Raw genomic sequence first — 22,284 nt, 5'->3', positions numbered from 1 at the left:
GAAAGTTGATTAGCTCATTTGTTACGTTGGCTTAGCTTCATAAGAAGCTAATAATTTATTGTTTGTTGACGTTTTTGTTTGTTTAGTTTTCAAAGAACAATTTCACAATCGCTCAAAAGCGACTTTCTTAATATATCACCGGCTAATCATAATGTCAACAACTTTTTTAAAGTGTTTTTTTTACTGTCAGCAACGACGTTTATTACTATAACAAGATAATAAATAAATGTCAACGTCATTTCATAAAAAAGTGAAGAACGTAATTTTTATTAGCCCTTTTTTCTGTCCTTCTTTCCTCTTCTCATATATTTCAAGCATTCATGGGGAGAAGCAACCCTTTTAAATAAGGCAAAAAGGATTTTATACCGCTCTTCCATTGCTCTTTTTACAATATGATCAATTCGTTCATCCCTTAAATCAAATAATATCTCATCCATTTCTCTTTTGATCAGGTATTCCATTTCTTTTACTTCTTTCTCATTTATTAGAAGTCCAAACATTGAACAACCCCCAGCTAAATTTCTAGTTATAGTAGTCTTTTCCAATTATTGAAATTTTATAATTAAATTCCTTAATCATATTATTAAAAATCCAAGCATAGGTATGAGACAAGGATGGTATTGGACGAGGTGGGAAGGATGAATTTCTTTTTTGTATTAAACGGAAAGTCTTTAAAGAGTGTAGTGCTTATTTTAATTGCTGCTTTTTTTACTGCTTGGTTTCTCTATATTGAGAACCTGGCACAGATTCCTGTCTTTTCAACTAAGGATGGCTCGAAAGCAATTTATCGAGGTGAAAAGGATCTTGCACTTACCTTTAATATTGGCTGGGGGGATGAAAAGGCAGAACCGATTTTAGATACATTGAAAAAGGAGAATGTTAAGGCGGCCACTTTCTTCTTGGCAGGATCTTGGGCAGAACGGCACCCCGACATTGTCAGTCGAATCGTAAAAGAGGGTTATGAAATTGGTATTCTTGGGTACGATTATGAAGACTATAAAGATTTAGAGGATGCCAAAATAGCGAAAGATATATCAAAAGCTCAGGTAGCCTTTAAAAAGCTAAATGTAAAGGAAATAAAGCTTTTACGTGCACCGACAGGGCATTTCGATGAGCGCACCTTAAAAATTGCGAATAGATATGGGTATACCGTTGTCCATTGGAAAATTGATTCAAAGGATTGGCAAAATCCCGGAGTTGATAAAATTGTGGAAAATGTAAATAAGGCCGGAAAAGGTGATATTATTCTTCTTCATGCCTCAGATGCTGCTAAACAAACGGCAAAAGCATTGCCACTGATTTTGGCAGATATTCGGCAAAAAGGCTTAAAGCTCGTGTCAGTTTCTGAAATGATTGCCAATGGAGAAGTCCAATCAAAAGAAATTCGATAGTGTTAGCCACAAAAAACCGCCCATTAGATGGACGGTTTTTTGCTCATTTTTTTATTATTGTTTGCTTTTCCTTCTTTTTGCTTTAAGCGTTGCTGCCGTTCCTGCTCAGATTGCGCATTCAATTTATGAAGAATTAATAATTGGTAGGCATTGCAGGCCATTAAGGCAAAGAGCATTAAATAGAACCAGTTTTGAGCATTGATCCTTAATGCAGGTACCCACTCTACTAATGTGGCAACAATCATAAAGAATAGTGCCGGAATAAAGGCTTCGCGATTGGTCTCTTTACTTTTTAACCACGCCACAGCTAGTCCGACTATCAATAGTAGGAGAGCAGGCAGCAGATATAGCAGCATAGAATCGCCCGTTTTTGCAAAGTTTGTATAACGTAGGTAAACAAGATCAAATAGACCAAAGAGAATAAGGACAATTTGAATACCATTCCAAAGGGAAGCTGATTTAAAGATACCCAATCCAAAACGATGGACCGTTAAATACGCAAAAAAGCCCATTTGGCTAATGACACTATACAAAAAGCCCATTAGCAATAACCAAAGAATCGCAGATATAATATCTTTTATTTTAAAATCAACAAAAAAGGGCTGCAATTCATGCCAGCGTACAAATAATCCCACAATAACTGTCGTGACCCCGCCAACTAATAATGAATTCCTAAACAATTTTACCAAATTACGGCTTGTCACATTTGAAACCTCCATAGTATCAATGTAAATCCCTTATTGATTGTACCAAGCAATATTTGAAAAATCCATAATTTGATTTACCTGCGAATAATCTTGTCACTATTTCTTCATCCTAAAATTAAGGATCTATATGTGAAAGGAGCTTTTTAAATGATTTCAAAACAGATGTTGCTCCTCCTGCCCATCATGTTATTTCTTGCAAGCTGTTCTTCAAGTGATACAAGCAGCGGAGGGCAGGTTGATTACGATCAAACCAAAAAAATGGTTGTGGATATTCTTAAGACAGATGATGGTAAGAAGGCCATTCAGGATGTGATGTCGGACGATAAGATGAAGGAAAAGCTTGTGATGGATCAAAAGGTTGTGGCTGACACCATCCAGCAAACGTTAACTTCGGATAAGGCCACAGAATTTTGGAAAAAGACGTTTAGTGACGCAAAGTTTGCTCAAGGCGTTGCAAAAAACATGAGATCCGAGAATGAAAAATTATTGAAGGAATTAATGAATGACCCCGAGTATAGAGGCATGATGATTGAGGTTTTTAAAGAACCTGAAATTCAAAAAGAAATGGCGGATGCCTTAAAAAGCAAAGAATATCGAGAACATCTTCAAAAAGTCATTTCAGAAACAATCGACAGTCCGCTTTTTAGAGCAAAGATAGAAGAATTGCTCTTAAAAGCAGCAGAGGAAACAAAAAGTAAAGCGACGAGCAAGGATAGTGGCGGAGGTCAATCCAGCGGCGACCAAAATAAATCTGGCAGCTAATAAGAAAAGCGTAGACTGGAGCGTTCGACTGAGATAAAGGAAAAAGGCCGCTTCCTGATCATGGAAGCGGCCTTTTGATCTTTACTTTTTAAGCAGGTTTACCATTTTTTCAGCAATTTCTAAATAAATTTTTCCGATTTGGTGGTCTTCCTGATAAACGGATGGCGCAAAGTCATCGTCGTTCCAGTCAGGTTGGTTAAGCGGTAAGCGTCCGAGAACTTCCGTATTTAATTCCTCGGCTAACTTATCTCCGCCGCCACGGCCGAAGACATATTCCTTTTCACCGGTAAGCTTACTTTCAAAGTAGGCCATGTTCTCAATAACTCCTAGCACCTCATGTTCTGTGCGTAAAGCCATTGCACCTGCACGAGCGGCAACAAAGGCTGCCGTTGGATGCGGTGTGGTGACGATAATTTCCTTACATGCCGGGAGCATCGTATGTACGTCCAGGGCAACATCTCCCGTTCCTGGTGGTAAGTCTAATAGTAAATAATCAATTTCTCCCCACTCTACTTCATTGAAGAAACTGTTTAACATTTTTCCTAACATCGGACCGCGCCAGATGATCGGAGCATTGTCTTCAACAAAAAATCCCATCGAAATAACTTGGACGCCAAACCGTTCAACAGGGATAATTTTCTCGCCGCGGACAACAGGGCGTTTCGTAATCCCCATCATATCAGGTACGCTGAATCCATAAATATCTGCGTCAATGAGGCCGACTTTTTTCCCTAAACGAGCTAACGCTACAGCAAGGTTAACAGAAACTGTTGATTTTCCTACCCCGCCTTTTCCACTGGCAATTGCAACAAAGGTAGTATCGGTTGAATTGAGAAGGTTCGTCTCTTTTTCAGGTTCTGCCTGGCGATTTGCCGCCAACACTTCTTCAGGAAGCTCGCTAAAACGGATGCCAACAGTAGCTGCTCCGGCTTCTTTTAATAGATTAACGATTTGAGTTTGCAGCTGCAGCTGTTCACTTGTGCCCGTCCTGGCAATCTGCACCTTTACACTAACGTGGTTCTTTTCTTCTTTAATCTTAATTTCCTCAATTGCATTTAATTCAGCTAATGTTTTATGTAAAAATGGTTCCTTGAGGCCGCCAAGAACCTCACGGATTCTCACATCTGTTAACATAAAAAAACACCTCACCTATTGAATTCGTTTCCAACTCTAAGTATACCATAACCTAACAGGGAAACAGTTAACTGAATCACACAATTATCCCTATAGAACTATCATGAACAAGAAAAATGGAAGGTGTTTCCACCTCCCCCTAATCTGTTTCTTTTAGTTCCTTTTCATTCGTAAAGTACCGTAAAATTCCAATATTAATGGAAGCTGCCACTTTTTCTTGATAGGCATCCTTTTTTAATAATGCCTTTTCTGCGGGATTAGAAAGAAAGCCAACCTCTACCAACACACCCGGTTTTTTTGCATTCTTTAAAATATAAACTTGATTGATTGGCTTGGCCTTACGTGTTGTGTTCTCTAAGTTCCTGACCAACTCTTCCTGTATAAATTTAGCTGCCCTGGCATTTTCCTTATGTTGCGGGGCATAAAAAGTTTGGGCGCCGCTCCATCTAGCCGATGGAATCGCATTTAAATGGATGCTGACAAATAGGTCATTATCAGTTGTATTAATCATCTTTAATCTCTTTTTCAAATCCTCTACTTTTCTTCGGCTATAGCCCTTTGTATCAGGAGAGGCCAGATCTTGGTCCTTTTCCCTTGTCATAATGACCAAGGCCCCTTGCTCTTGAAGGTAATTTCTTACTTTTTGTGTTATTTCTAAAGCAATGTCTTTTTCAAGCGTTTCACCGGTTCCAGCACCGCCATCGGGGCCGCCATGGCCAGCATCTAATAATATAATTTTCCCTGACAATGGAAGATTCCATGACTTCCATGAGTCATTTTCGGTAAAGTCGTGTTGTAATATGAAAAATAACACAAGTAATCCCGCAATAAAGCTGATCATTTTCCATTTGCGCTTTAACACCCAAATCATTCCTTCCCGCTCGTCCATGTTCAATAAAATATATGGGACAGGAAGAAAATTTAGAACTTTAGAATGAAAGGGTGTTAATGAAGGCGGAGTTTGCGTCTTCTTTGGCCTTTTTCGTATCCCTCACGCCACCAAACGTGGATATATTGTTCACATAAATAATAAAGCGATTCGCTCATAATACCCTCTTCACCATTCCCCCAGTAAAGTAAAAAGTTGTAAAGCGTATCAATTAGGTGTTTTTCTTCTTTATAACAGCGCAGGCGCACTGCTTCCATATCTTCCCCATAATAGCCAAACTTACTGAATTTCGCCCCTAACAGAAAGGCTTCCAAGGCCACATCGTAACACGCTTCTTCTATTCCTGTATTCATCACAAAGCTTGAAGCTATTTTTGTGGAACCAAAGTATTGTCGTACTCTTTCTTTCAACGTATTGATCGATAGCTCCTTAAGGACGGAGCGCTCGTATTTAATTTGTTTTTCCCGTCTTTTTTCTTTAAAGGTTGTAATCACAGTCACTTCATTTTCACCTCTTAGAACTAGTCTTTATCCCGCGTTCATAAGAAATGCAACGTCTTGACTATTTTCCATTGCCAATTTTTATATACGAATGTGATTATCTAACCGCTCCGTCCGCGTTTAATTTTACCTTAACAGATACATGGATATCAGATTCAGCAAGTGCTTTACTCCAGTCATTATCCACTTTTTTAAATTGCTCATATTGGTACGCACGTGCATAAAGACCAAATCCAATTGGGTCAATTTTATTTTTTTGAATTTTTTTAAGGAGGGCTTCAAATTGTTTTTGCATTTCTTTTTCCATCAACTTTATTAACTCTGCTTTTTTAACCCTATTTTCCGGAAATATACGTTCTACAATATTTACCGTCATATTGACTTTAATATCAAAATGGAATTTATTTTGTTTAAATCCCGCTTTTATCTTTGTTTTCACTCGACTAGCATCAAAACTCATCTCGTTTTTATGGAAAATGTTACTTTCTTTTTCGAGTGAGAATATCGGAATTGTCAGGGTGACTTCACGCCTCTTTTCATTCTTTAACACAAGAAGTAATGTTGATTCAGGAACATCCAGTGAGGCAGCATATTTCCCTTTATTATAAAGGAGAGCCATTCCCGCTAATTCCAATTTCTTATCCTTTTTCACTTCGGAAATAATGGGAGTCAAGCCCTTTTCGTAGACCTCCCTGTGTAATTCTTGAAGCGTACCTTTTACTGCCCTCGTTCGATCATAGCTTTTATCAATCACTGCTTTTAAATGTAAAGATAACTGCGGCTTTCCTCCTGGATTGTAAAATATGACATCCGAAACAGGACCCTTAACCGCTACGACTCTTGTATTCATGGAAAAATTCGGATTCCGGTAAACGGTATCCAAAATAGAAAACCAGCCCGCATGTTCCAAGACCCGTTCGCCAACTAATAATACTTGGATTTTCCCAGCGGTTACTTCTCCTGTCGTTAACCCGTCAAATACTCTTCTTGAATCTCGAATCGTTTTCGCCTTTACCTCATATGCCTCATTTCCTTTCTTGGCACCTTTATTAAATACGGGATTTAATTCATAAAAGGTCAGATTGTTTTCATCATCTAAGTCCACACCAAGGATTAAGGCAAGTGTCAAATCCTCTAATGGCGCTTTACCATCGCAACTAGAAAGGATGCTGACTAGGGAGATAGAAAACAGCACATGGAACCAACGTTTCATAAATGGGCTCTCCTTTTAACGAGATCATGAAGCCAAACATACACCAATAAACAAAACGGAAAAACGTATGCAAGGGTTACCGTTAATGGCTGAACTAGTTTTTGAAGCTGATCATTTCTATCAAACGATTGTGAGGTAAACATAAGATACACCAGATTTAGAAGGAGATACCAACCTACATATTTACTGTGATTTTGTGAACCAAATAATTGACTGAAACAAAAAACAGTTGAATACATTAAAGGCAAGACAGTCGTCGAGATGACAAATACATACAAGGACAAAAAGACAATTTCAATTCTTTCTAAAAACTTAAATTCAACGACTTTTAGCACATTAATGGCTGGTTCTTTATATTGAGTAATTTCGTCCGGACTGAAAAAAGTGAAGGTGACAATTGTGATTGTCAATAATACAAGTAGTGTAAGTGTATTAGCAATGATCAATCCTAAGGATGCTTTTTGTTTCTCCTTTAGAGAGGGATAGACAAAGAAAGCAATTTCATAGCCTGTAAAGGAAAAAATCGTTATCTTAACTGCTGCAAAAATGGGTTGCCAGCCATCCTTTACAATTGGAAGGAGATGGAGCCAGTGTCCTTCCTTTAACGGGTTAAAATAGAAGAGAACCAACCATATCGTCATAAAAAATACCAATTCGGAGTACCTGGCTAATATCGTAATATTATTCCGCACAATAAGGTAAGTGGGGATAGATAATAACAACATCAAAATAACCATGCTTGTTTGCGGTAAAATCCAAAATTGGATAAAGAGGCATTCCCTAATAAAAATAATGGATGCCAAAAAGGCAAAATACAATCCAAAAACAAAAGCAGCCACCTTTCCGACCCACCTTCCAAAATAATGGGTTAGTAGATCAAGGATGGTTCCATTTGGGTATTTTTTCATTACCTGAATAATGAGTAAACCAGCAAGTGTAGATAAGAACCAGCCAATAATAATGGAAATCCATCCATCCGTCCCTGCTTTTTCAGCTAAATCATGTGGTAGTGTTAATAATCCGACCCCTGCTTGCACACCATGAATCAATAAAATATATTGCATAAATGTAATTTGGTTCTTTTTATGTTTCATCACTGTTTGTCACCTTCTGGACGACTAGAATTTGCCTTTTTCCCTTGAACGGGTCTTGTACTCTCAGGGCGCTTTACCATAGACCATAGTGGAAATCGAATAAATAGATCCTTCCAATCCGAGAATCGTAATGGGGCGATTGGACTGCCATATGGCGTACCCAATGATTCAAGGGCAACAAAATGGGCAATTAAGGTCATTAGCCCCACAGTAAGTCCCACGAATCCGAATAATGAAGCTGCGATCATCATCGGAAATCGGAGCATTCTTATCGCTGAGCCCATATCATAATTGGGTATAATAAAAGAAGCAATTGCTGTTAGGGCTACGACAATCACCATAATATTACTAACAATACCTGCTTCAACAGCTGCTTGACCAATGACAATACCTCCAACAATTCCAACTGTCTGGCCAATTTTTGCCGGGAGGCGTATTCCTGCTTCGCGCAGCATTTCCAATGTTATTTCCATTATGATCGCTTCGATGAAAGGCGGAAATGGAACTCGCTCCCTCGAGGCACCAACAGATAAAAGCAGCTTTAACGGAATGATTTCAAAGTGAAAGGAAATGACAGCAATATAGGTAGCCGGAAGAAAGATGGCAGCTACAAACCCAAAATACCTCATAAGCCGTAAAAAAGAGGCACCCATCCATCGCAGACTATAGTCATCCATACTCTTGAAAAAAGATTCAAATGTTGCCGGACCAATGAGGACATTGGGCGATCGATCGACAACGATAACGATTCGCCCTTGAAAAATTTCTGACGCTGCAAAATCAGGACGTTCCGTTATAAATAATTGCGGGAACGGAGAGTACGGGTTATCCTCAATGTATTCTGCCAATGAAGCTGTATTTGAAAGGAAATCGATTTCCAGTTTGTTAATCCGATCAATAATCTCTTGCAATACTTCAGGATTGGCAACATCGGCTAAGTACATAATGGCAATATTCGTTTTCCCTCTTTCACCAATCTTCATTTCTTTTATTTTCAACTCACGGTTGGGAATATGCCTGCGGATTAAGGCAATATTCGTGCTACCCGTTTCGGCAAACCCTTCATGTGCCCCACGTAAAGAAGACTCAATCGAAGTATCTTCGATTCCCCTTTGAGGCCATCCATGTGTATCAAAATGGTACGCCACTGCCCGCCCATCTATAAACAAAATACTGCAGCCCTCTAAAATATCACTTTCCAGTTCCGGCCAGGCAGTCACTTCTTTTATTAGACCAAGTGATACCTTTACATCAAAATCTTTGTCCTGATCAGCTTCAAATAATAGAGGTTTTAAAACATGTTGATTTATCGCCAGTTTATCTGAAAGTCCACTTAAATAAACAAGTGCTGCGTGGAACTGTGTTTGTTTTATCACAAAGTTCCTCACCACTAAATCGGGAGTATCGCTAAATATCTCTTGAATAACCGCAAGATTCTCCTTTAATTTCGAACTAATAAGTTTTTGGTTTAGGTTCGTTTGCTGTTTTTGCATTAAATGATGTTGCTTTTTTTCTCTTTTATATTTTTGAAAAAAAGGCATGGAGGAATCCCACCTATTATGGAATTTGATAGGTTAGTTTGTGTTTTAAAATGGATGGATATACCACTCCTAAACAACATAGGAATTTAAATGAAATACTCCCCTTATGGATATTATTTTCACAAACAAAGGATGGTTCACCTCCACAATCATACGGCCACTAATGCCCCATTTTTCAGCCAAAAGTTGTAGATAAAGTTCAAGCTTTTTTCTGAGGGAGGATTTGGAAGGAACCGGTATGCTTAAGACATCAAGAAATGAAGGGGAGATTAGAAATGGAACATAAAGTTGTAATGATTACTGGGGCCTCTAAAGGGTTAGGAAGAGCATTGACGTTAGCTTTTGCAAAGGATGGTGCCAGGTTGGCGATATGTGCAAGATCCTCGGAAGGCCTGCTCAAGGTGAAGAAAGAAGCTCTCGATTTAGGTGCTGAAGTGCTGGCGGTAATTGCTGATATTTCCAAGTCAAGGGATGTGGAACGATTCGTTGCGATGGCAGAGGAAGTCTATGGGCGTATTGATGTCTTGATTAATAACGCCTCTATTTTGGGACCAAGTCCAATGCCATTACTGCTCGATTACCCTGAAGAGGACTTTGCCGAAGTGCTCCGGGTGAATGCCGTTTCGCCATTTCTTGTAACGAGAAGAGTGATTCCGGGAATGCTTGAGCGAAACGTTGGATCAATAATCAATGTGACATCTGAAGCCGGCCATACAGGCTTTGCGGGTTGGGGCGCATATGGAATTTCAAAATTTGCTGTTGAAGGCCTCACCCAAACGTGGGCAGATGAATTGAGTGAAACGAATGTCCGCGTCAACATGGTCGATCCTGGAGAAATGGACACAGACATGCATGACCTGGCTGTTCCCGATTGCGATTACCCCTTGGCGAAGCCTGAGGATGTTGTTGACATATTTTTATATCTCGCCTCGGAAAAGGCTGCAGGAATTAATGGCCAGCGGTTTGAGGCCCAGTCAGAGGAGGTGTAAGGAATGGTTGCGACTAAAGCGTTGGATTTTTATCTTCCTGAGGAACTGAATGCATCCCTTCCCCCTGAAAAACGAGGCTTACGAAGGGATCATGTCCGGATGATGGTTCTAGACCGGACAACAGGAGAAATCAAGCATGACCGTTTCTTCCACTTGGCAAATTATCTCCAAGCTGGGGATTTAGTTATATTAAATAATAGCCGCACCATACCCGCGGTTTTACATGCCGAATGGCGTCGAAATACGATTCAACTGGCACCAAAGGTTGAAGTTCGGCTGGCAAGACGCCGTGGTGAGGATACTTGGGATGCACTCGTTGTTGCGAATCCTGTAAAAGCTGGCGATATTTTACAATTTTCACCTGAATTGGCAGCAACGATGATCGGGGAAAAAGAAAACTCCCCTCTAAAAATCATTCAGTTTACTAAAAAAGGACCGGATTTATTCAATATCATCTATGCACTTGGTGAACCGGTACGTTACGAATATATTGAACAGCCCTGGGACTTGGATTACTATCAAACGGTTTTTGCCAGTCATCCCGGCTCAGTAGAGATGCCTTCTGCCGGCAGGGCATTTAGCTGGGAGCTGTTATTTAAACTGATGCGGAAAGACATACAGGTTGAATATATCCAACTGCATACAGGATTAAGCTATTTACTTGATGATCAATGGCACCAAACACCTGAAGAAAATGAGGAAGAGTATCAAATTTCAGAACAGACAATGGAACGGATTCTCCAGACTAAAGCATCTGGAAAAAGGGTAATCGCGGTTGGTACGACTGTGGTTAGAGCTCTTGAGACTGCAGCTAAAAACGGTGCACTGTCTGGGATGACAAATCTATATATCGATCAACATTATCCTTTAAAAATGGCGGATGGTATCATTACTGGTTTGCATGAACCGAAAGCCAGCCATCTCGATATGCTGTCCGCCTTTGTATCTGAAAAACATTTGCTTCAGGCATATGATCAAGCAATCGAATCCCGCTATCTATGGCATGAGTTTGGGGATATGAATCTCATTTTATGATTGGAGGCTTCTATATGCGATTTCATCATTATGCCCTGGAAGTGAAAAATATGGAGGAATCTCTAGCCTTTTATAAAAAATATTTGAGTTTTCAGGAAGAAAGCCGTCTTTCTTTCATGGGAGAAGTGATTGTGTTCCTGGTTTTGGGAGACTTTAGACTAGAGTTAATTTCCGGTCGACAAGCGATCGACCAAACGGCTCACATTTGCTTTGAGGTAAGCAGTGTCCTTGAAGTGATGAACCGGTTCGCTGAAGTTCGAAAAATAGAAGGACCTTATGAGCTGGACAATGGCTGGAATACCGTTTTTTATGAAGGACCCGATCGGGAGATTATTGAGTTTTTACAGACTAAACTTAATACGTTAGGCTAACTACTTGTTATGAAGGACTTTCCTCATGGTTCTATTCTACAATCTGCCCTTCATAAATCATGGAAGTCTGATAATTGTAAATAAGCTATAATAACAGTAAATACTTTACCTTGGAGGGGAATTTTGACGTGTCTGTAGAGGCTGGATATGAGGAAATCGGCATTTTAAAGGAAATTGCGGAGCTTTTAAATGAAGGAACGGATACCAAAGCCGTTTTATCTGGCGTGTTGAAAAAACTCCTTCACGTTACTGGACTGCAAACAGGTTGGATTTTTTTAATCGATGAACATGGCGAGCATCAGCTCATTGCCGATGCAGCCCTTCCGCCCGCATTGGTCAATAACCAAAAACAAAGAATGTGCCAAGGAAAGTGCTGGTGTGTCAATAAATATAACAATCGGCAACTTAATAAAGCATCGAATATTATGGAATGTAAACGAATTGAAGAGGCAATTGAAGAGGACGCCGGTGAAACGTGCGGCCTGACCCATCATGCTACCGTCCCGCTCCGAGCAGGACAGGAACGGTTTGGGATCTTAAATGTAGGTGCACCAAACAAAACCCATTTCGAGAAAAATGAACTTGCATTGCTCGAAGCAGTTGCCTATCAAATCGGAACCGCTTTGAAACGAATCAAACTGACACAGCGGGAGCAAGAGACAGCACTTGTGGCTGAGCGAAACCGGCTTGCGAGGGATCTTCACGATTCCGTTAATCAGCTGTTATTTTCCCTCAGCCTTACCGCCAGGGCAGGAGTGGAAATGACACAAACCGATGAAGTCAAACAAACGTTCAGCTACATTCAGGATTTAGCCCAAGAGGCTCTTGGGGAAATGAGAGCATTAATCTGGCAGCTGCGGCCGCAGGGACTGGAAAACGGACTTGTTAGTGCCCTAAGAAGTTATGCTAATATGCTTGGCCTGTCCATCGAAACAACGGTAACAGGAGCAGCCAGCATTCCCGGTAAGGTGGAAGAAGCGTTGTGGCGAATCGGCCAAGAAGCTCTGGCCAATTGTAAAAAGCATTCTCAGACTACAGCTGCGGCTTTATTTTTTCAAGCTTCCAAAGATGGGGTAAAGATGACCATTAAGGATTCGGGCTGCGGCTTCCATTACGATGAAAATCTTGAAATCCCTTCATTGGGATTAAAAAATATGAAAGCACGGACAGAAGCGTTAAATGGGACATTTCAATTAAAGAGTAAATCGGGAAGCGGGACAGAAATAAAAATCCAAATTCCGTTTTAGGGGGGAAATTCAGTGAGTATACGCATCCTAATAGTAGATGACCACCATGTTGTCAGAAGGGGCTTGGTCTTTTTTCTACGGACGCAAAAGGGATTTGACATTATCGGAGAAGCTGCAAATGGGAAAGAGGCCGTTGAACTGGCAAAATCGCTAAAGCCTGATCTTATTCTCATGGATTTGGTTATGCCTGAAATGGACGGAATCCAAGCAACAAAAATCATTAAAAAAGAACTGCCAGAAATCAAAATTATGATGTTGACCAGCTTTTCAGATCAAGACCATGTAATTCCCGCCCTTGAAGCAGGTGCTTCCGGATTCCAGCTAAAGGACATCCAGCCTGATGAACTTGTCGCATCAATTAAAAAAATTATGAGCGGAGAAAACCAGCTTCATCCGACAGCGACTTCACATCTACTGGCCAATTTGTCCAATAAAAGCAAGCTAGAAAAAAATTTACTCGAGGATTTAACCAAAAGAGAGTTAGATGTTTTAAAGGAAATTGCCAAAGGAAAAAGCAATAAGGAAATCGCCGCCTCTTTATTCATTACCGAAAAGACCGTTAAAACACATGTATCAAACCTTTTGGCAAAGCTCGAGCTGGCTGACAGGACCCAAGCTGCCCTTTATGCGGTGAAAAATCAATTAGTAGACTAAACGGATGTTGAGCAAAAATCACATCCGTTTTTGCATTCCCCAAACCAAATCGGTTGAGAGTCCGTTTGTATGCTATAGTAGCTCTCTTTCTTATCAACAAATACAAATGGCTATTGAGAAGCTTATAATTTTGTCGATATCTACTCAGAATTTGTAGATATTTCCCGGGAATTTGTTGAAATTTGGAAAATAGTGAATCCGAAAAGTCGGAACAAAGAAGAATTTCTGCTTTTGATTTCATTGTTCCTTCTAATCTTTCTTTTTGTTAATTCACAAGGTCTTTAGCTGTATCGTCCAAGGCCTTGTCCGTATCGCTATAAGCGCTTCTATATCGGATTGAACAAAGTCACGGGTATTGCCATCTTAAAAACTCATATCCATATCGCCCAGCGATACGCAACATAAAATCTTTATAAAAAGCAAAAAAGGCCTTAAATAAGCCCTATTTTCGGAATATGGAGAAAAGTCTCCCCCATTTTTCTTTAGGCTTTTGTATCGCTTCTTCTAAGCGTTTATTAAAATCATTTTGTGAACGCCATTCTTTTTTCTGTTCGTCCCGCATATTTTGTATTTCTTTTTGTAAGAATTCGCTTATTTGATTTTCTTGTTGCAGCAAGGTTTCATAATGGGTATTTTGTTGTTCAGATAATTTTTCAATTTTTGCATTAGTTTTTTGTGATGAATTTCCAATACTAGAACTTATAACATGATGATCTTGCTGGAGCCGGGAAACATTTGTTTTTAGCTGTGACATATCGTTTGACAGTTGGGTATTCATTTCACGTGTGGCCGCTAGTTCATTGACTAAAAACATTAAGACCTCTTTTAATTGATCGGGGTCATGGGGTAAATTTTCATATGTATCGGATATCGCAATCTCTGTTTCATTGGATCCTTCTAATCTTTTCTTTTGTTGGTATACAAGGTCTTTAGCTGTATCGTCTAGGGGCTTGTCTGTATCGCGTAGCGCTATAAGCGCTTCGATGTCGGATTGAACAAAGATCCGCCGATCACCATCTTTTAAAAACTCATATCCATTCCGCTCTAAGATTTGGCTATACTTTCGAACAGTGGGTGTTGCAATTCCCACTTCTTCTGCCACTTCCTTAGAAGAGAAAGCTGGTTCATTCGGTTGTATATCACGTCGCATATCGCACCTCCTTTTCTATTTAATATGAAGGTTTTTAGGTTTAATTGCAACCCGTATCGTCAAGCGATATAAAGAAAAGCGGAAGCGCCCTGGTCAGCGGCGTATGGCCTGGAGCGCTCCAACTGAGATAAAGGAAACACGAAGAGCCGGAGGCGATTCGATGTTGACTTATCGTAGGGCGGAGAGCGAAGGACACTAGCCGCTAGGGTGCTGGAGCTGGACAATTCTCAAAATCGAAATTTATACTTTCTTATCTTTTAAAGAAAACTCGCCAATTGGCGAGCCCTGAGCTTTTCACTTATCGCTCCCTAGCCAATCAAACTCCCTTTTAACCAGGCGCGGGGACGGTATGGACCCACTGGGATTTGGATCAAGCTGGTTTTCCCTTTCGAATTTATCCTATAAAGTTCATCACATTGGTTCGCATCGAATCCCAGCAGTGGATGGCCCCCCATCCCTAAGGCACACGACACCAAGAGCAGACGTTGCACGAGAATGCCCGCTTCCATCTGTTGAATGCGATATCCTCTATACCCCAATTCCTCTTTGAAGTGATCCTTATCTCCAACGACATGCATACAGAGCGGAACTTGATACAGATTCACATTGGGCATTGTTAATCCATAGTGTAAAAACTCCCGAAAATCCCCCTGAGTTATTCTCCGAAGTGCATGAGTGGTATTGTCATAAGAGTAAGCACCATTTGGAACTCCTTCCACGTTGTATAAACTGCCATACAAAGAAACACGACTCTCCACATTCCCATGTGTGGCGTCAAGGTCATTCTCATACGAGAAGGAAAATGTCTCTTTCAACAAAGTGGATAGTTTTATTTGACTCACATTTCCTATGATAAAATCGATATCTGGAGAATGCCGCTCCCTGCATACGGATGCGAGATCGTACGAAAGGCGCTCAGCAAAGGGAAGCAAGATCATTTCCGAATCTAAGGAAAGTTTCATACTACTATCTTTCTTTATCTTCATAAATGACTCTGCTGTTTCAAACATGGCTGCTTCATTAAATTTCCTCAGCATCGGATAATCAATAACCCGTTTTGAACGGTTATAGGAAACATGCTCCAACAGTGGCACTTCCCGGCACAATTCAGTGGCAGAAACAATTTCCTCTCTATTATGATCGTTGTCAACACCGTTGATGGGTTGATTAACAGATAATGGAATAACTGCATATATACTTTCATCCTGATTAGACAGCCCAAGCAAATGATTAATAGACCTATCAAGAAATTGGTAGCATACCCGAGATGAAAACCCCATCGTATTGGCCACTTCTAAAGATTGCCCAATTAACACACCTGCATCTAACCCTTGGAGCCTGTAGGAAAAATTATTGTATTTGTAAAAATTTTTCCAAAAAAGCGTCGAGACAAAAACAGTACAGAAACAGTCAGAAAGATCACAGCTATTCCCAAGACTTCTTGATAAGTAGGAATCGTAATTTCCTTCTCGCAGCAAAAGGAGGCGGTGATGTGCCGCATCATAATGGTAAATTCCTATTGGTGTGTCCTCCAGCTTTACATACACATATAATTCATTGGGATATAACGCCCCTCCAGAGGGTACAAATCTGCGCAATAACTGGGCATAGCTCACAGCAGCCTTTTCCTCGGTGTCCTCGAATAAAGCGGATTGAGAGTATTGAGTAAGGCCGTATACATACCATAAGAAATGACCTAGCTCCTGCAGACTAGGTTCTGCCTTAGCTTCCCGTCCGCCCAGTGTTATCGGTACATCTGAACTCAGTGCAATCTCTGGTAAGCCGCGGTACAGTTTATAGGGAAGTGGTGCATCCTCCCAGTCCACTTGCCAATCTGGCGGAGTGATTTTTTCCGTGTTAAAGTGAAGATGATGTACAAATGTTTCTAGCTCCAATCTGACACCTCCTACTTTTCAATTATGGGAATGGGTGGGGATATGAATTAAGCTGTTCATACGATAACGGCTGTTTTCTATATCCAAGTTTCATTGGCACTGAAAGGACCCTCTCTAGCCCTTTCACACGGGTCAGGCGATGTCCGAATGTCATCGGTAACATACCAGGGATCATTACCTTCACACAGGATAATCCATTCCGTTTGGTTATCGGTGTCGTTTGGTCCACCACAATGACCTCCAGATCTAACCGGTGGAACCTTTGAAGAATATCCTGAAGATCTTCCTTCAAATCAGGATTTGCAGGCGGTTCCTTGAATTCTTCTGCAAACGTACGTAATGGACGTTGATCATCCAATAAAAAATTCAGCCGTTCCTCTGCTTCTCGCAGCCCGTACAGCAAACCATGGTCCTCCATGGTCCGTACTGCGAACGGGTTCTGTAACATATGTTGATATTTCTCCTGGTTTGCCTCCAATTTTTCGTCATGCCTAACCATCATTCCTGCAAGCTCGTAAATGGCGCTTTTTACAGCCCTTACAGGATCAGGGTTAGCTCCGGCTGCACAAATGAGGTTTACACCCTTGGATCTTCTGTTTTTTGCCACTGCCCACACGCTTGGAATCGCATGTTCCATCGTCGAATTGTAAAAATGAAGGTCATATCCCGCCACCTCACGTATACGGTCGACCATCAGCTGTAATTCTTTATCGTTAGCAGAACTAAGGTCAAGGCGCGGAAGGGGGAGTTTTGCATACCAGGTTATCAAGAATGAATCCCGCTCGACAACCTCCATAATGGCATGGAAAATAGCTTCTTCTAAACTCCCCCCTAATGCACAGCCGTTGGAGGTTTCATAAACAAAGCACTCCCCGTGGCCCAAGCTGTAATAGGCGAGTAACTCCGGAACCAGTATAGGACGTTCTTGCAAAAACGAATAGCCCCAGACCCAATTCATTGGTTTATCAGGATGATACGGTTTAAACGGAAAATGAGGCGTTGCGTATTGTTCCTTTTCATGCAAACCTACTCTTGTAGGATCTAGTGCATGTTGCTTTACATTATGATAACTATCCCGAACTACTGTCCTTTTGCCTCGAGGCTCGATCCCGCAATATCGTTCCAAACCCTCTAAAATGGCAGTCAGCTCACTCATTTCATAAGAATTAGACCGGCCTGCAACTCCCTCGTCCGCTTCAAATAACGGCATGTTCACTAAAACATCAGCAAATGGCAGCGTGAAATCTTGGATTTTTCCATTCATGACACCAGTACGGTAATCTAGATAGTCTTTGACTAGTACTATTTTAAATTCATCCATCGAACGGCAGCGATAATCTTGGCCATTAAATTTAGGGCTAGATTCTATCCTAATTTGGGCTAATTCTGGTGTATCATCAGGTAATGGCCTGCAAATCGGGCACAAGGGATTCGGTAAGAAAAGGTGACTAGCATTCGTTAAAGTTCTCAGGTTAATAATGAACACTCTTTCTTCTAAATTGCTGGGTTCTCCTTGAAGAACCTTTTGAACTTCGTTACATATCAAAGCTGCCATTTGTGATAGTCCTGTTCTTGATGCCCATGCATCTTGCATGACACCTTCTCCTGCTGCCATCCTTAGCTGTAGCTGCCACATTTCTTTTCGATCGGATCCAGCTATCAAGCGCCGTATGTCAGCGCAGCAAGAACATCCCGGTGTATCAGGGCGAACTAAAGGACCAATAATTCCCTCCCCAAAGGAAACGAAACCTCGCAGCCACGGAATACCTGTGTTCCTGTATTTTTCCTCCGCTTTTTGATGAATGGCTGGATTCCAGGCATCGTGCAACACCAGAGCTAATTCTGTTTCTTCGAGAACCTCTTCTAATAGGCTTTGACGCCTTACTAGATAATTGCCGGACAATTGATCAAAGACATAATCCGCTAATAAACCCTCTCCGTCAATGAGAATATGGGCGGCCACTAGGATTCCTCCTCTCGAACCTTCACACCATACACCCCTGCCAATTCCTGTTTTAAAAATGGTTCGAACGCAAGATCATAAACGAATAGGCGTTTGCTGTTTTGGCTCAAAACCTGAATGGAAGATTGTAATAGCTCTAATTGTGTTATTTCTTCACAAGAAGGGATTCCGAGTTTAAATTCCTTTTCTTTCAAAAATACAGCTGATTCCGATATCCTTTCGGTTGCCTGCACCTGATTTTGTTTATCCAAAATCACTTGTTGTAATGCACTCCGTAAAGCCAACGTTGTATTTAAACCTGTACTAGTGTACCGACGCCCCTGCGACTTTATCCATATAACGGGGAAGCCTAGTATTTCATTTTCTAAACCGATAGTCGGTGCACCATTTAAGGTAGTCAGGGCATTTAAATAAAATCTGCAGCGTTGATCTTCAATTTCTCCCAGTTGTACGCGAAAAACGGGATTTAGTAGATCGTCCTTTTTATTTCTCAATTCTTTCTCTAAATAGGCTTGCAAGCCGCGACAAACTGCCTCTTCGACTGTTTCTCCTGCACCAATGCCGATTAACCCCCCTGGTATGTTTTCACCAGCCTTTTCTTTTTGATCACTACATTCCTTAAACATTTGTGAAACATACATTTCAATACCAGTCAGTCCCGCTTCCCTCTTTGCCTCCACATGTGTAAAACCCGAACAGACAGCCTCTGGCAGGAGGTCTGCTGGTCCATCTGACACTGGATTAACCGCTTGAACATAGCACTGCGAAAGAGGAAGCTGTTTCAAGTTTCGCTCCTCCCAGGTATGGAAAATTCCTGTTTCTTCCGAAGTTAATAAACTGAAATATTCCAAGAGGTTACTCGAAGGTTCGTTATTACTCTTTTCTTCCTTTATCCTTACATCAAGATCTTCCACCAGTCTTGGCGAGACACTTTTATTTGTAACCAATGGATGTGTGATGAATGAAATCCAGTCTCCTTCCAGCGTTTCAATATCAAGTTTGTAAATTTGGTTACTCTGATTTGAACCCGCAATTCCTGTAGCCTTTTTGAAAAATTCGAATACGGTGACATTGGCCATAATGGCTCCGGCAGTTGTAGAGAAAGATTGCGGCTGCCGATCTACTTGCAATGAAGATTGATGGGTTCGGCGCCATGCTGACTCCCAGCATCCCTCTGATTCCGGATGAACCAATGGACCAGCAAGCCCCACTTGGTCTAAACATATGGCAGGAAAAAACCCTTTCCTTTGCTCTTTGCAAACCATATTCAGATTCCTAAGTTCTTTTACATTTCCATCCTGAGAGACATATAGAATCCAATCATATGGATGCAAAGCTTCTTGCCAAAAACTCCTTCCGTCCCTTTTTTCAAATGGTACTTGCTCAACCTCCACTTCAGAGTCAACATTGTAGGCATTGCGTACTAACTCATTTATCCGCAATTGATTTGTAGGTACTGAATCGGTCAACATGAAATAGAATTTTGGAAGTCCCGATTCAATTAATGCAGCAGCCAATGACACCATAAAGGATCCAGAACCAATAGCCAGAACTTTAGCTTGACGGTATTCTTGAAAACGGTACGCACCAGAATCTACAAAATTCTCGATAAATTCAATTTGTGAAGCATACTTTTCTAGGACTTTGGGGTTTAAATCATGTGTCCTATCTTGGCTAACATCGCGAACAAAGCCATTCTTGTACAACGTCTCTCCAATCTCATATACCCTGTTGCGATACGGGGCCGTTAATCCCTCTGTTAAATCTCCCAATGATTGCTCCCCGTTAAACATTGGCACTAATTTTTCAATCCATTGGTAAATAGTGTTTCCTTCCATTTGGAATGAACTTAAGTTATTTCTAAAATACACACCGCCCTTTTGATCTGGTAGATAAAATGAATCCCTTTTGATCTTTAAACGTGTGGACGAGTTAAGTTTTGTCATTCAGCTCCTCCTTAAATCAAATTAGTCCTAATTATGCACTATCATTTTATGTACGTTTATTTGTCCATTATGATTAACCAAAAAAAAGTGCCTCCTGCGGCACATGTCCATGCAGGGGGCACTTTCTTATCATAAAATAACTATTTTTTTCTGAGACTCCAAAACAACTAAATAAAACCGAAACCGAAACAGCTAAAACCGAAACCGAGACCGAAACAGCTAAAACCGAAGCAGCCACCACAGCCGCCACAACCGAAACCGCCACAACCAAAGCCTCCGCAACGACCAAAGCCTCCGCAGCGACCAAAGCCTCCGCAGCGACCAAAGCCTCCACAGCGACCGAAGCCTCCACAGCGACCGAAGCCTCCACAGCGCATACCAAACACACGCGAATCTTGGCTCTGAGGATCTATAGGAATTAATTCACCAACTTGGTAATGATCCATTCCTAATGATTGTAAACCATTCTGAAAATTATGCATTTCTTCCTCCCCTTTATATTTAATAATCAGGGAAATCCATCTCCTGACTTGAGAATAAAGTGAAATGAATTTGTGGGTTTTATGAGATGAAACCATCAGATAATACGTTTACTCTCTTCAACAAAATATGATTCTTTTTAGGTGGTTGTTACTGATTTAGGAGCCTATTTCACGGTTGGGCACCTAGGGGTCCTCTCGAATAATAAAAAAGACCCCCAACCAAATTGGTTGAGAGCCTTTGAAACGTATAAATTAACGTTTTGAGAACTGAGGCGCACGACGAGCACCTTTAAGTCCGTATTTTTTTCGTTCTTAAATTTATATATTAAATAGTTAGAAATACGAAATAAAATAATTCTTAAATAGCCTGATAAAACAGGCTTTTTTAGGTTAATTTAAAAAATGAATGTTACACCCTTCTATATGTTTCGTGGTCAAAATGTGGTCAGAGATTACATCATGCCGCCCATTCATTTGGCGAGGGATATCCATACATTGGTTTATTTTAATATCATTCCGCTAAGAACCATTAAGGCATTGATTGACATATGCCATATTACTGCAGGAACGATACTTTTTGATTTGACTGTAATAGCCCCAAAAAACAGCCCTCCCAAAGTGAATAAAAGGCAAACACCTCAAGAGAATCCAAGGGAATAATGCTGCAGCCCAAAGCCTATGCTCGTTATCATTACCGCCCATCGATTGCCAAAGTGCTCAGAAAAACGACTTAGAAGCATGCCTCTCCAAATGATTTCTTCAAGCACGGAGTTAAAATTGAAAAAATAATCATGAACCGCCAATCAACTCGTATTCGCTTTTAATATGTCGTATTGGTCTTTCATTACTCGACGAAGAAACTCCACTCTATTTTTTTTCGGCCTTGGCCTTTCTCTTCTTTCCGGTTCTTATCTTCGGTGCTTCTTTGGCCCTTCTTCTTTCCGTTTCTTTTCTTCGGTGCCTCTTTGGCCTTTCTCCTTTTTTCGTTTCTTTTCTTCGGCGCTTCTTTGGCCTTTCTCTTCTTTCCGTTTCTTTTCTTCGGCGCCTCTTTGGCCTTTCTCTTCTTTCCGTTTCTTTTCTTCGGTGCCTCTTTGGCCTTTCTCCTTTTTTCGTTTCTTTTCTTCGGCGCTTCTTTGGCCTTTCTCTTTTTTCCGTTTCTTTTCTTCGGTGCCTCTTTGGCCTTTCTCCTTTTTTCGTTTCTTTTCTTCGGTGCCTCTTTGGCCCTTCTCTTCTTTCCGTTTCTTTTCTTCGGCGCCTCTTTGGCCTTTCTCTTCTTTCCGTTTCTTTTCTTCGGCGCCTCTTTGGCCTTTCTCTTCTTTCG

The 22,284-nt window shown here is 40.8% G+C and carries 20 protein-coding genes and 4 pseudogenes; 7 read left to right on the top strand and 17 right to left on the bottom strand.

Going from position 1 to position 22,284, the window contains the following annotated elements:
* Nucleotides 1-269: 269 nt before the first annotated feature.
* Nucleotides 270-500, bottom strand: coding sequence for a hypothetical protein (locus ACIQXV_RS28490; RefSeq protein ID WP_402965349.1), 231 nt, complete (start codon nt 498-500; stop codon nt 270-272).
* 138 nt (nt 501-638) lie between these two features.
* Here ACIQXV_RS28490 and pdaB point away from each other — a divergent pair, with 138 nt between their 5' ends.
* Nucleotides 639-1,391: a polysaccharide deacetylase family sporulation protein PdaB gene (pdaB, locus tag ACIQXV_RS28485; protein ID WP_402965346.1), complete on the top strand. Its 753-nt coding sequence runs from the start codon at nt 639-641 to the stop codon at nt 1,389-1,391.
* A gap of 23 nt (nt 1,392-1,414) precedes the next feature.
* Here the strand turns inward: pdaB and ACIQXV_RS28480 are convergent, their stop codons facing one another.
* The gene (locus ACIQXV_RS28480; RefSeq protein ID WP_402965343.1) at nt 1,415-2,095 is read right to left on the bottom strand and encodes a KinB-signaling pathway activation protein; all 681 of its coding nucleotides are present in this window, start codon (nt 2,093-2,095) and stop codon (nt 1,415-1,417) included.
* Between the two features lie 150 nt (nt 2,096-2,245).
* Here ACIQXV_RS28480 and gerD point away from each other — a divergent pair, with 150 nt between their 5' ends.
* A complete protein-coding gene (gerD, locus tag ACIQXV_RS28475; RefSeq protein ID WP_402965341.1) occupies nt 2,246-2,860 on the top strand; it encodes a spore germination lipoprotein GerD in 615 nt (204 codons plus the stop codon).
* Nucleotides 2,861-2,941: 81 nt separating this feature from the next.
* Here the strand turns inward: gerD and ACIQXV_RS28470 are convergent, their stop codons facing one another.
* From ACIQXV_RS28470 to ACIQXV_RS28445, 6 genes are all read right to left on the bottom strand, one after another.
* Complete coding sequence (locus ACIQXV_RS28470; protein WP_402965338.1) at nt 2,942-3,994, bottom strand: Mrp/NBP35 family ATP-binding protein; 1,053 nt, start codon at nt 3,992-3,994, stop codon at nt 2,942-2,944.
* A 139-nt stretch (nt 3,995-4,133) separates the two neighbouring features.
* Nucleotides 4,134-4,835: an N-acetylmuramoyl-L-alanine amidase CwlD gene (cwlD, locus tag ACIQXV_RS28465; protein ID WP_402965357.1), complete on the bottom strand. Its 702-nt coding sequence runs from the start codon at nt 4,833-4,835 to the stop codon at nt 4,134-4,136.
* Between the two features lie 104 nt (nt 4,836-4,939).
* Complete coding sequence (locus ACIQXV_RS28460; protein WP_402965336.1) at nt 4,940-5,383, bottom strand: YbaK family protein; 444 nt, start codon at nt 5,381-5,383, stop codon at nt 4,940-4,942.
* Between the two features lie 97 nt (nt 5,384-5,480).
* A complete protein-coding gene (locus ACIQXV_RS28455; protein ID WP_402965334.1) occupies nt 5,481-6,596 on the bottom strand; it encodes a Ger(x)C family spore germination protein in 1,116 nt (371 codons plus the stop codon).
* Nucleotides 6,593-7,690 (bottom strand): GerAB/ArcD/ProY family transporter, encoded by a 1,098-nt coding sequence (locus ACIQXV_RS28450; RefSeq protein ID WP_402965354.1) that lies wholly within the window; start codon nt 7,688-7,690, stop codon nt 6,593-6,595. Before ACIQXV_RS28450 ends, ACIQXV_RS28455 begins: the two co-directional genes overlap by 4 nt.
* Nucleotides 7,690-9,231: a spore germination protein gene (locus ACIQXV_RS28445; protein ID WP_402965332.1), complete on the bottom strand. Its 1,542-nt coding sequence runs from the start codon at nt 9,229-9,231 to the stop codon at nt 7,690-7,692. The genes ACIQXV_RS28450 and ACIQXV_RS28445 overlap by 1 nt, the downstream gene beginning before the upstream one ends.
* A 275-nt stretch (nt 9,232-9,506) precedes the next feature.
* Here ACIQXV_RS28445 and ACIQXV_RS28440 point away from each other — a divergent pair, with 275 nt between their 5' ends.
* The 5 genes from ACIQXV_RS28440 (at nt 9,507) to ACIQXV_RS28420 (ending at nt 13,527) form a co-directional block, all read left to right on the top strand.
* Nucleotides 9,507-10,220, top strand: a complete 714-nt coding sequence (locus ACIQXV_RS28440) for an SDR family NAD(P)-dependent oxidoreductase (RefSeq protein WP_402965330.1) — start codon at nt 9,507-9,509, stop codon at nt 10,218-10,220.
* A 3-nt stretch (nt 10,221-10,223) separates the two neighbouring features.
* A complete protein-coding gene (locus ACIQXV_RS28435) occupies nt 10,224-11,255 on the top strand; it encodes an S-adenosylmethionine:tRNA ribosyltransferase-isomerase (protein WP_402965328.1) in 1,032 nt (343 codons plus the stop codon).
* A gap of 14 nt (nt 11,256-11,269) precedes the next feature.
* Nucleotides 11,270-11,626: a VOC family protein gene (locus ACIQXV_RS28430; protein ID WP_402965326.1), complete on the top strand. Its 357-nt coding sequence runs from the start codon at nt 11,270-11,272 to the stop codon at nt 11,624-11,626.
* A 128-nt stretch (nt 11,627-11,754) separates the two neighbouring features.
* Nucleotides 11,755-12,873, top strand: a complete 1,119-nt coding sequence (locus ACIQXV_RS28425; RefSeq protein ID WP_402965324.1) for a GAF domain-containing sensor histidine kinase — start codon at nt 11,755-11,757, stop codon at nt 12,871-12,873.
* Between the two features lie 12 nt (nt 12,874-12,885).
* Entirely contained in the window at nt 12,886-13,527 is a 642-nt protein-coding gene (locus ACIQXV_RS28420) for a response regulator (protein WP_402965322.1), read from the top strand.
* A gap of 442 nt (nt 13,528-13,969) precedes the next feature.
* On the opposite strand, the gene ACIQXV_RS28415 is transcribed toward ACIQXV_RS28420, so the two are convergent.
* The 9 genes and pseudogenes from ACIQXV_RS28415 to ACIQXV_RS28375 form a co-directional block, all read right to left on the bottom strand.
* On the bottom strand, nt 13,970-14,677 hold the full coding sequence (locus ACIQXV_RS28415) for an SH3 domain-containing protein (RefSeq protein WP_402965319.1): 708 nt from the start codon (nt 14,675-14,677) through the stop codon (nt 13,970-13,972).
* A 308-nt stretch (nt 14,678-14,985) separates the two neighbouring features.
* Complete coding sequence (locus ACIQXV_RS28410) at nt 14,986-16,572, bottom strand: SagB family peptide dehydrogenase (protein WP_402965317.1); 1,587 nt, start codon at nt 16,570-16,572, stop codon at nt 14,986-14,988.
* A gap of 22 nt (nt 16,573-16,594) precedes the next feature.
* Entirely contained in the window at nt 16,595-18,535 is a 1,941-nt protein-coding gene (locus ACIQXV_RS28405) for a TOMM precursor leader peptide-binding protein (protein WP_402965314.1), read from the bottom strand.
* Nucleotides 18,535-20,481, bottom strand: coding sequence for a putative thiazole-containing bacteriocin maturation protein (locus tag ACIQXV_RS28400; RefSeq protein WP_402965311.1), 1,947 nt, complete (start codon nt 20,479-20,481; stop codon nt 18,535-18,537). Before ACIQXV_RS28400 ends, ACIQXV_RS28405 begins: the two co-directional genes overlap by 1 nt.
* Before the next feature lie 73 nt (nt 20,482-20,554).
* The gene (locus ACIQXV_RS28395; protein ID WP_402965359.1) at nt 20,555-20,815 is read right to left on the bottom strand and encodes a hypothetical protein; all 261 of its coding nucleotides are present in this window, start codon (nt 20,813-20,815) and stop codon (nt 20,555-20,557) included.
* 16 nt (nt 20,816-20,831) lie between these two features.
* Nucleotides 20,832-20,927 (bottom strand): annotated as a pseudogene (locus ACIQXV_RS28390) (hypothetical protein); the annotation flags it as partial.
* Between the two features lie 288 nt (nt 20,928-21,215).
* Nucleotides 21,216-21,275: pseudogene (gene rpsI / locus ACIQXV_RS28385) on the bottom strand (30S ribosomal protein S9); the annotation flags it as partial.
* A 188-nt stretch (nt 21,276-21,463) separates the two neighbouring features.
* Nucleotides 21,464-21,703: pseudogene (locus ACIQXV_RS28380) on the bottom strand (CPBP family glutamic-type intramembrane protease).
* 104 nt (nt 21,704-21,807) lie between these two features.
* Nucleotides 21,808-22,284: pseudogene (locus ACIQXV_RS28375) on the bottom strand (hypothetical protein); the annotation flags it as partial.

Source organism: Neobacillus sp. NPDC097160 (genome assembly GCF_044762155.1).
Classification (GTDB): domain Bacteria; phylum Bacillota; class Bacilli; order Bacillales; family Cytobacillaceae; genus Neobacillus.
This window is presented reverse-complemented; position numbering and strand designations above follow the sequence as displayed.

Bases quoted from the DNA above. Each gene is read 5' to 3' on its own strand.
- ACIQXV_RS28490 (WP_402965349.1), bottom strand. From the start codon at position 500: ATGTTTGGACTTCTAATAAATGAGAAAGAAGTAAAAGAAATGGAATAC.
- pdaB (WP_402965346.1), top strand. From the start codon at position 639: ATGAATTTCTTTTTTGTATTAAACGGAAAGTCTTTAAAGAGTGTAGTG.
- gerD (WP_402965341.1), top strand. From the start codon at position 2,246: ATGATTTCAAAACAGATGTTGCTCCTCCTGCCCATCATGTTATTTCTT.
- ACIQXV_RS28470 (WP_402965338.1), bottom strand. From the start codon at position 3,994: ATGTTAACAGATGTGAGAATCCGTGAGGTTCTTGGCGGCCTCAAGGAA.
- cwlD (WP_402965357.1), bottom strand. From the start codon at position 4,835: ATGATCAGCTTTATTGCGGGATTACTTGTGTTATTTTTCATATTACAA.
- ACIQXV_RS28455 (WP_402965334.1), bottom strand. From the start codon at position 6,596: ATGAAACGTTGGTTCCATGTGCTGTTTTCTATCTCCCTAGTCAGCATC.
- ACIQXV_RS28450 (WP_402965354.1), bottom strand. From the start codon at position 7,690: ATGAAACATAAAAAGAACCAAATTACATTTATGCAATATATTTTATTG.
- ACIQXV_RS28445 (WP_402965332.1), bottom strand. From the start codon at position 9,231: ATGCCTTTTTTTCAAAAATATAAAAGAGAAAAAAAGCAACATCATTTA.
- ACIQXV_RS28440 (WP_402965330.1), top strand. From the start codon at position 9,507: ATGGAACATAAAGTTGTAATGATTACTGGGGCCTCTAAAGGGTTAGGA.
- ACIQXV_RS28435 (WP_402965328.1), top strand. From the start codon at position 10,224: ATGGTTGCGACTAAAGCGTTGGATTTTTATCTTCCTGAGGAACTGAAT.
- ACIQXV_RS28430 (WP_402965326.1), top strand. From the start codon at position 11,270: ATGCGATTTCATCATTATGCCCTGGAAGTGAAAAATATGGAGGAATCT.
- ACIQXV_RS28415 (WP_402965319.1), bottom strand. From the start codon at position 14,677: ATGCGACGTGATATACAACCGAATGAACCAGCTTTCTCTTCTAAGGAA.
- ACIQXV_RS28400 (WP_402965311.1), bottom strand. From the start codon at position 20,481: ATGACAAAACTTAACTCGTCCACACGTTTAAAGATCAAAAGGGATTCA.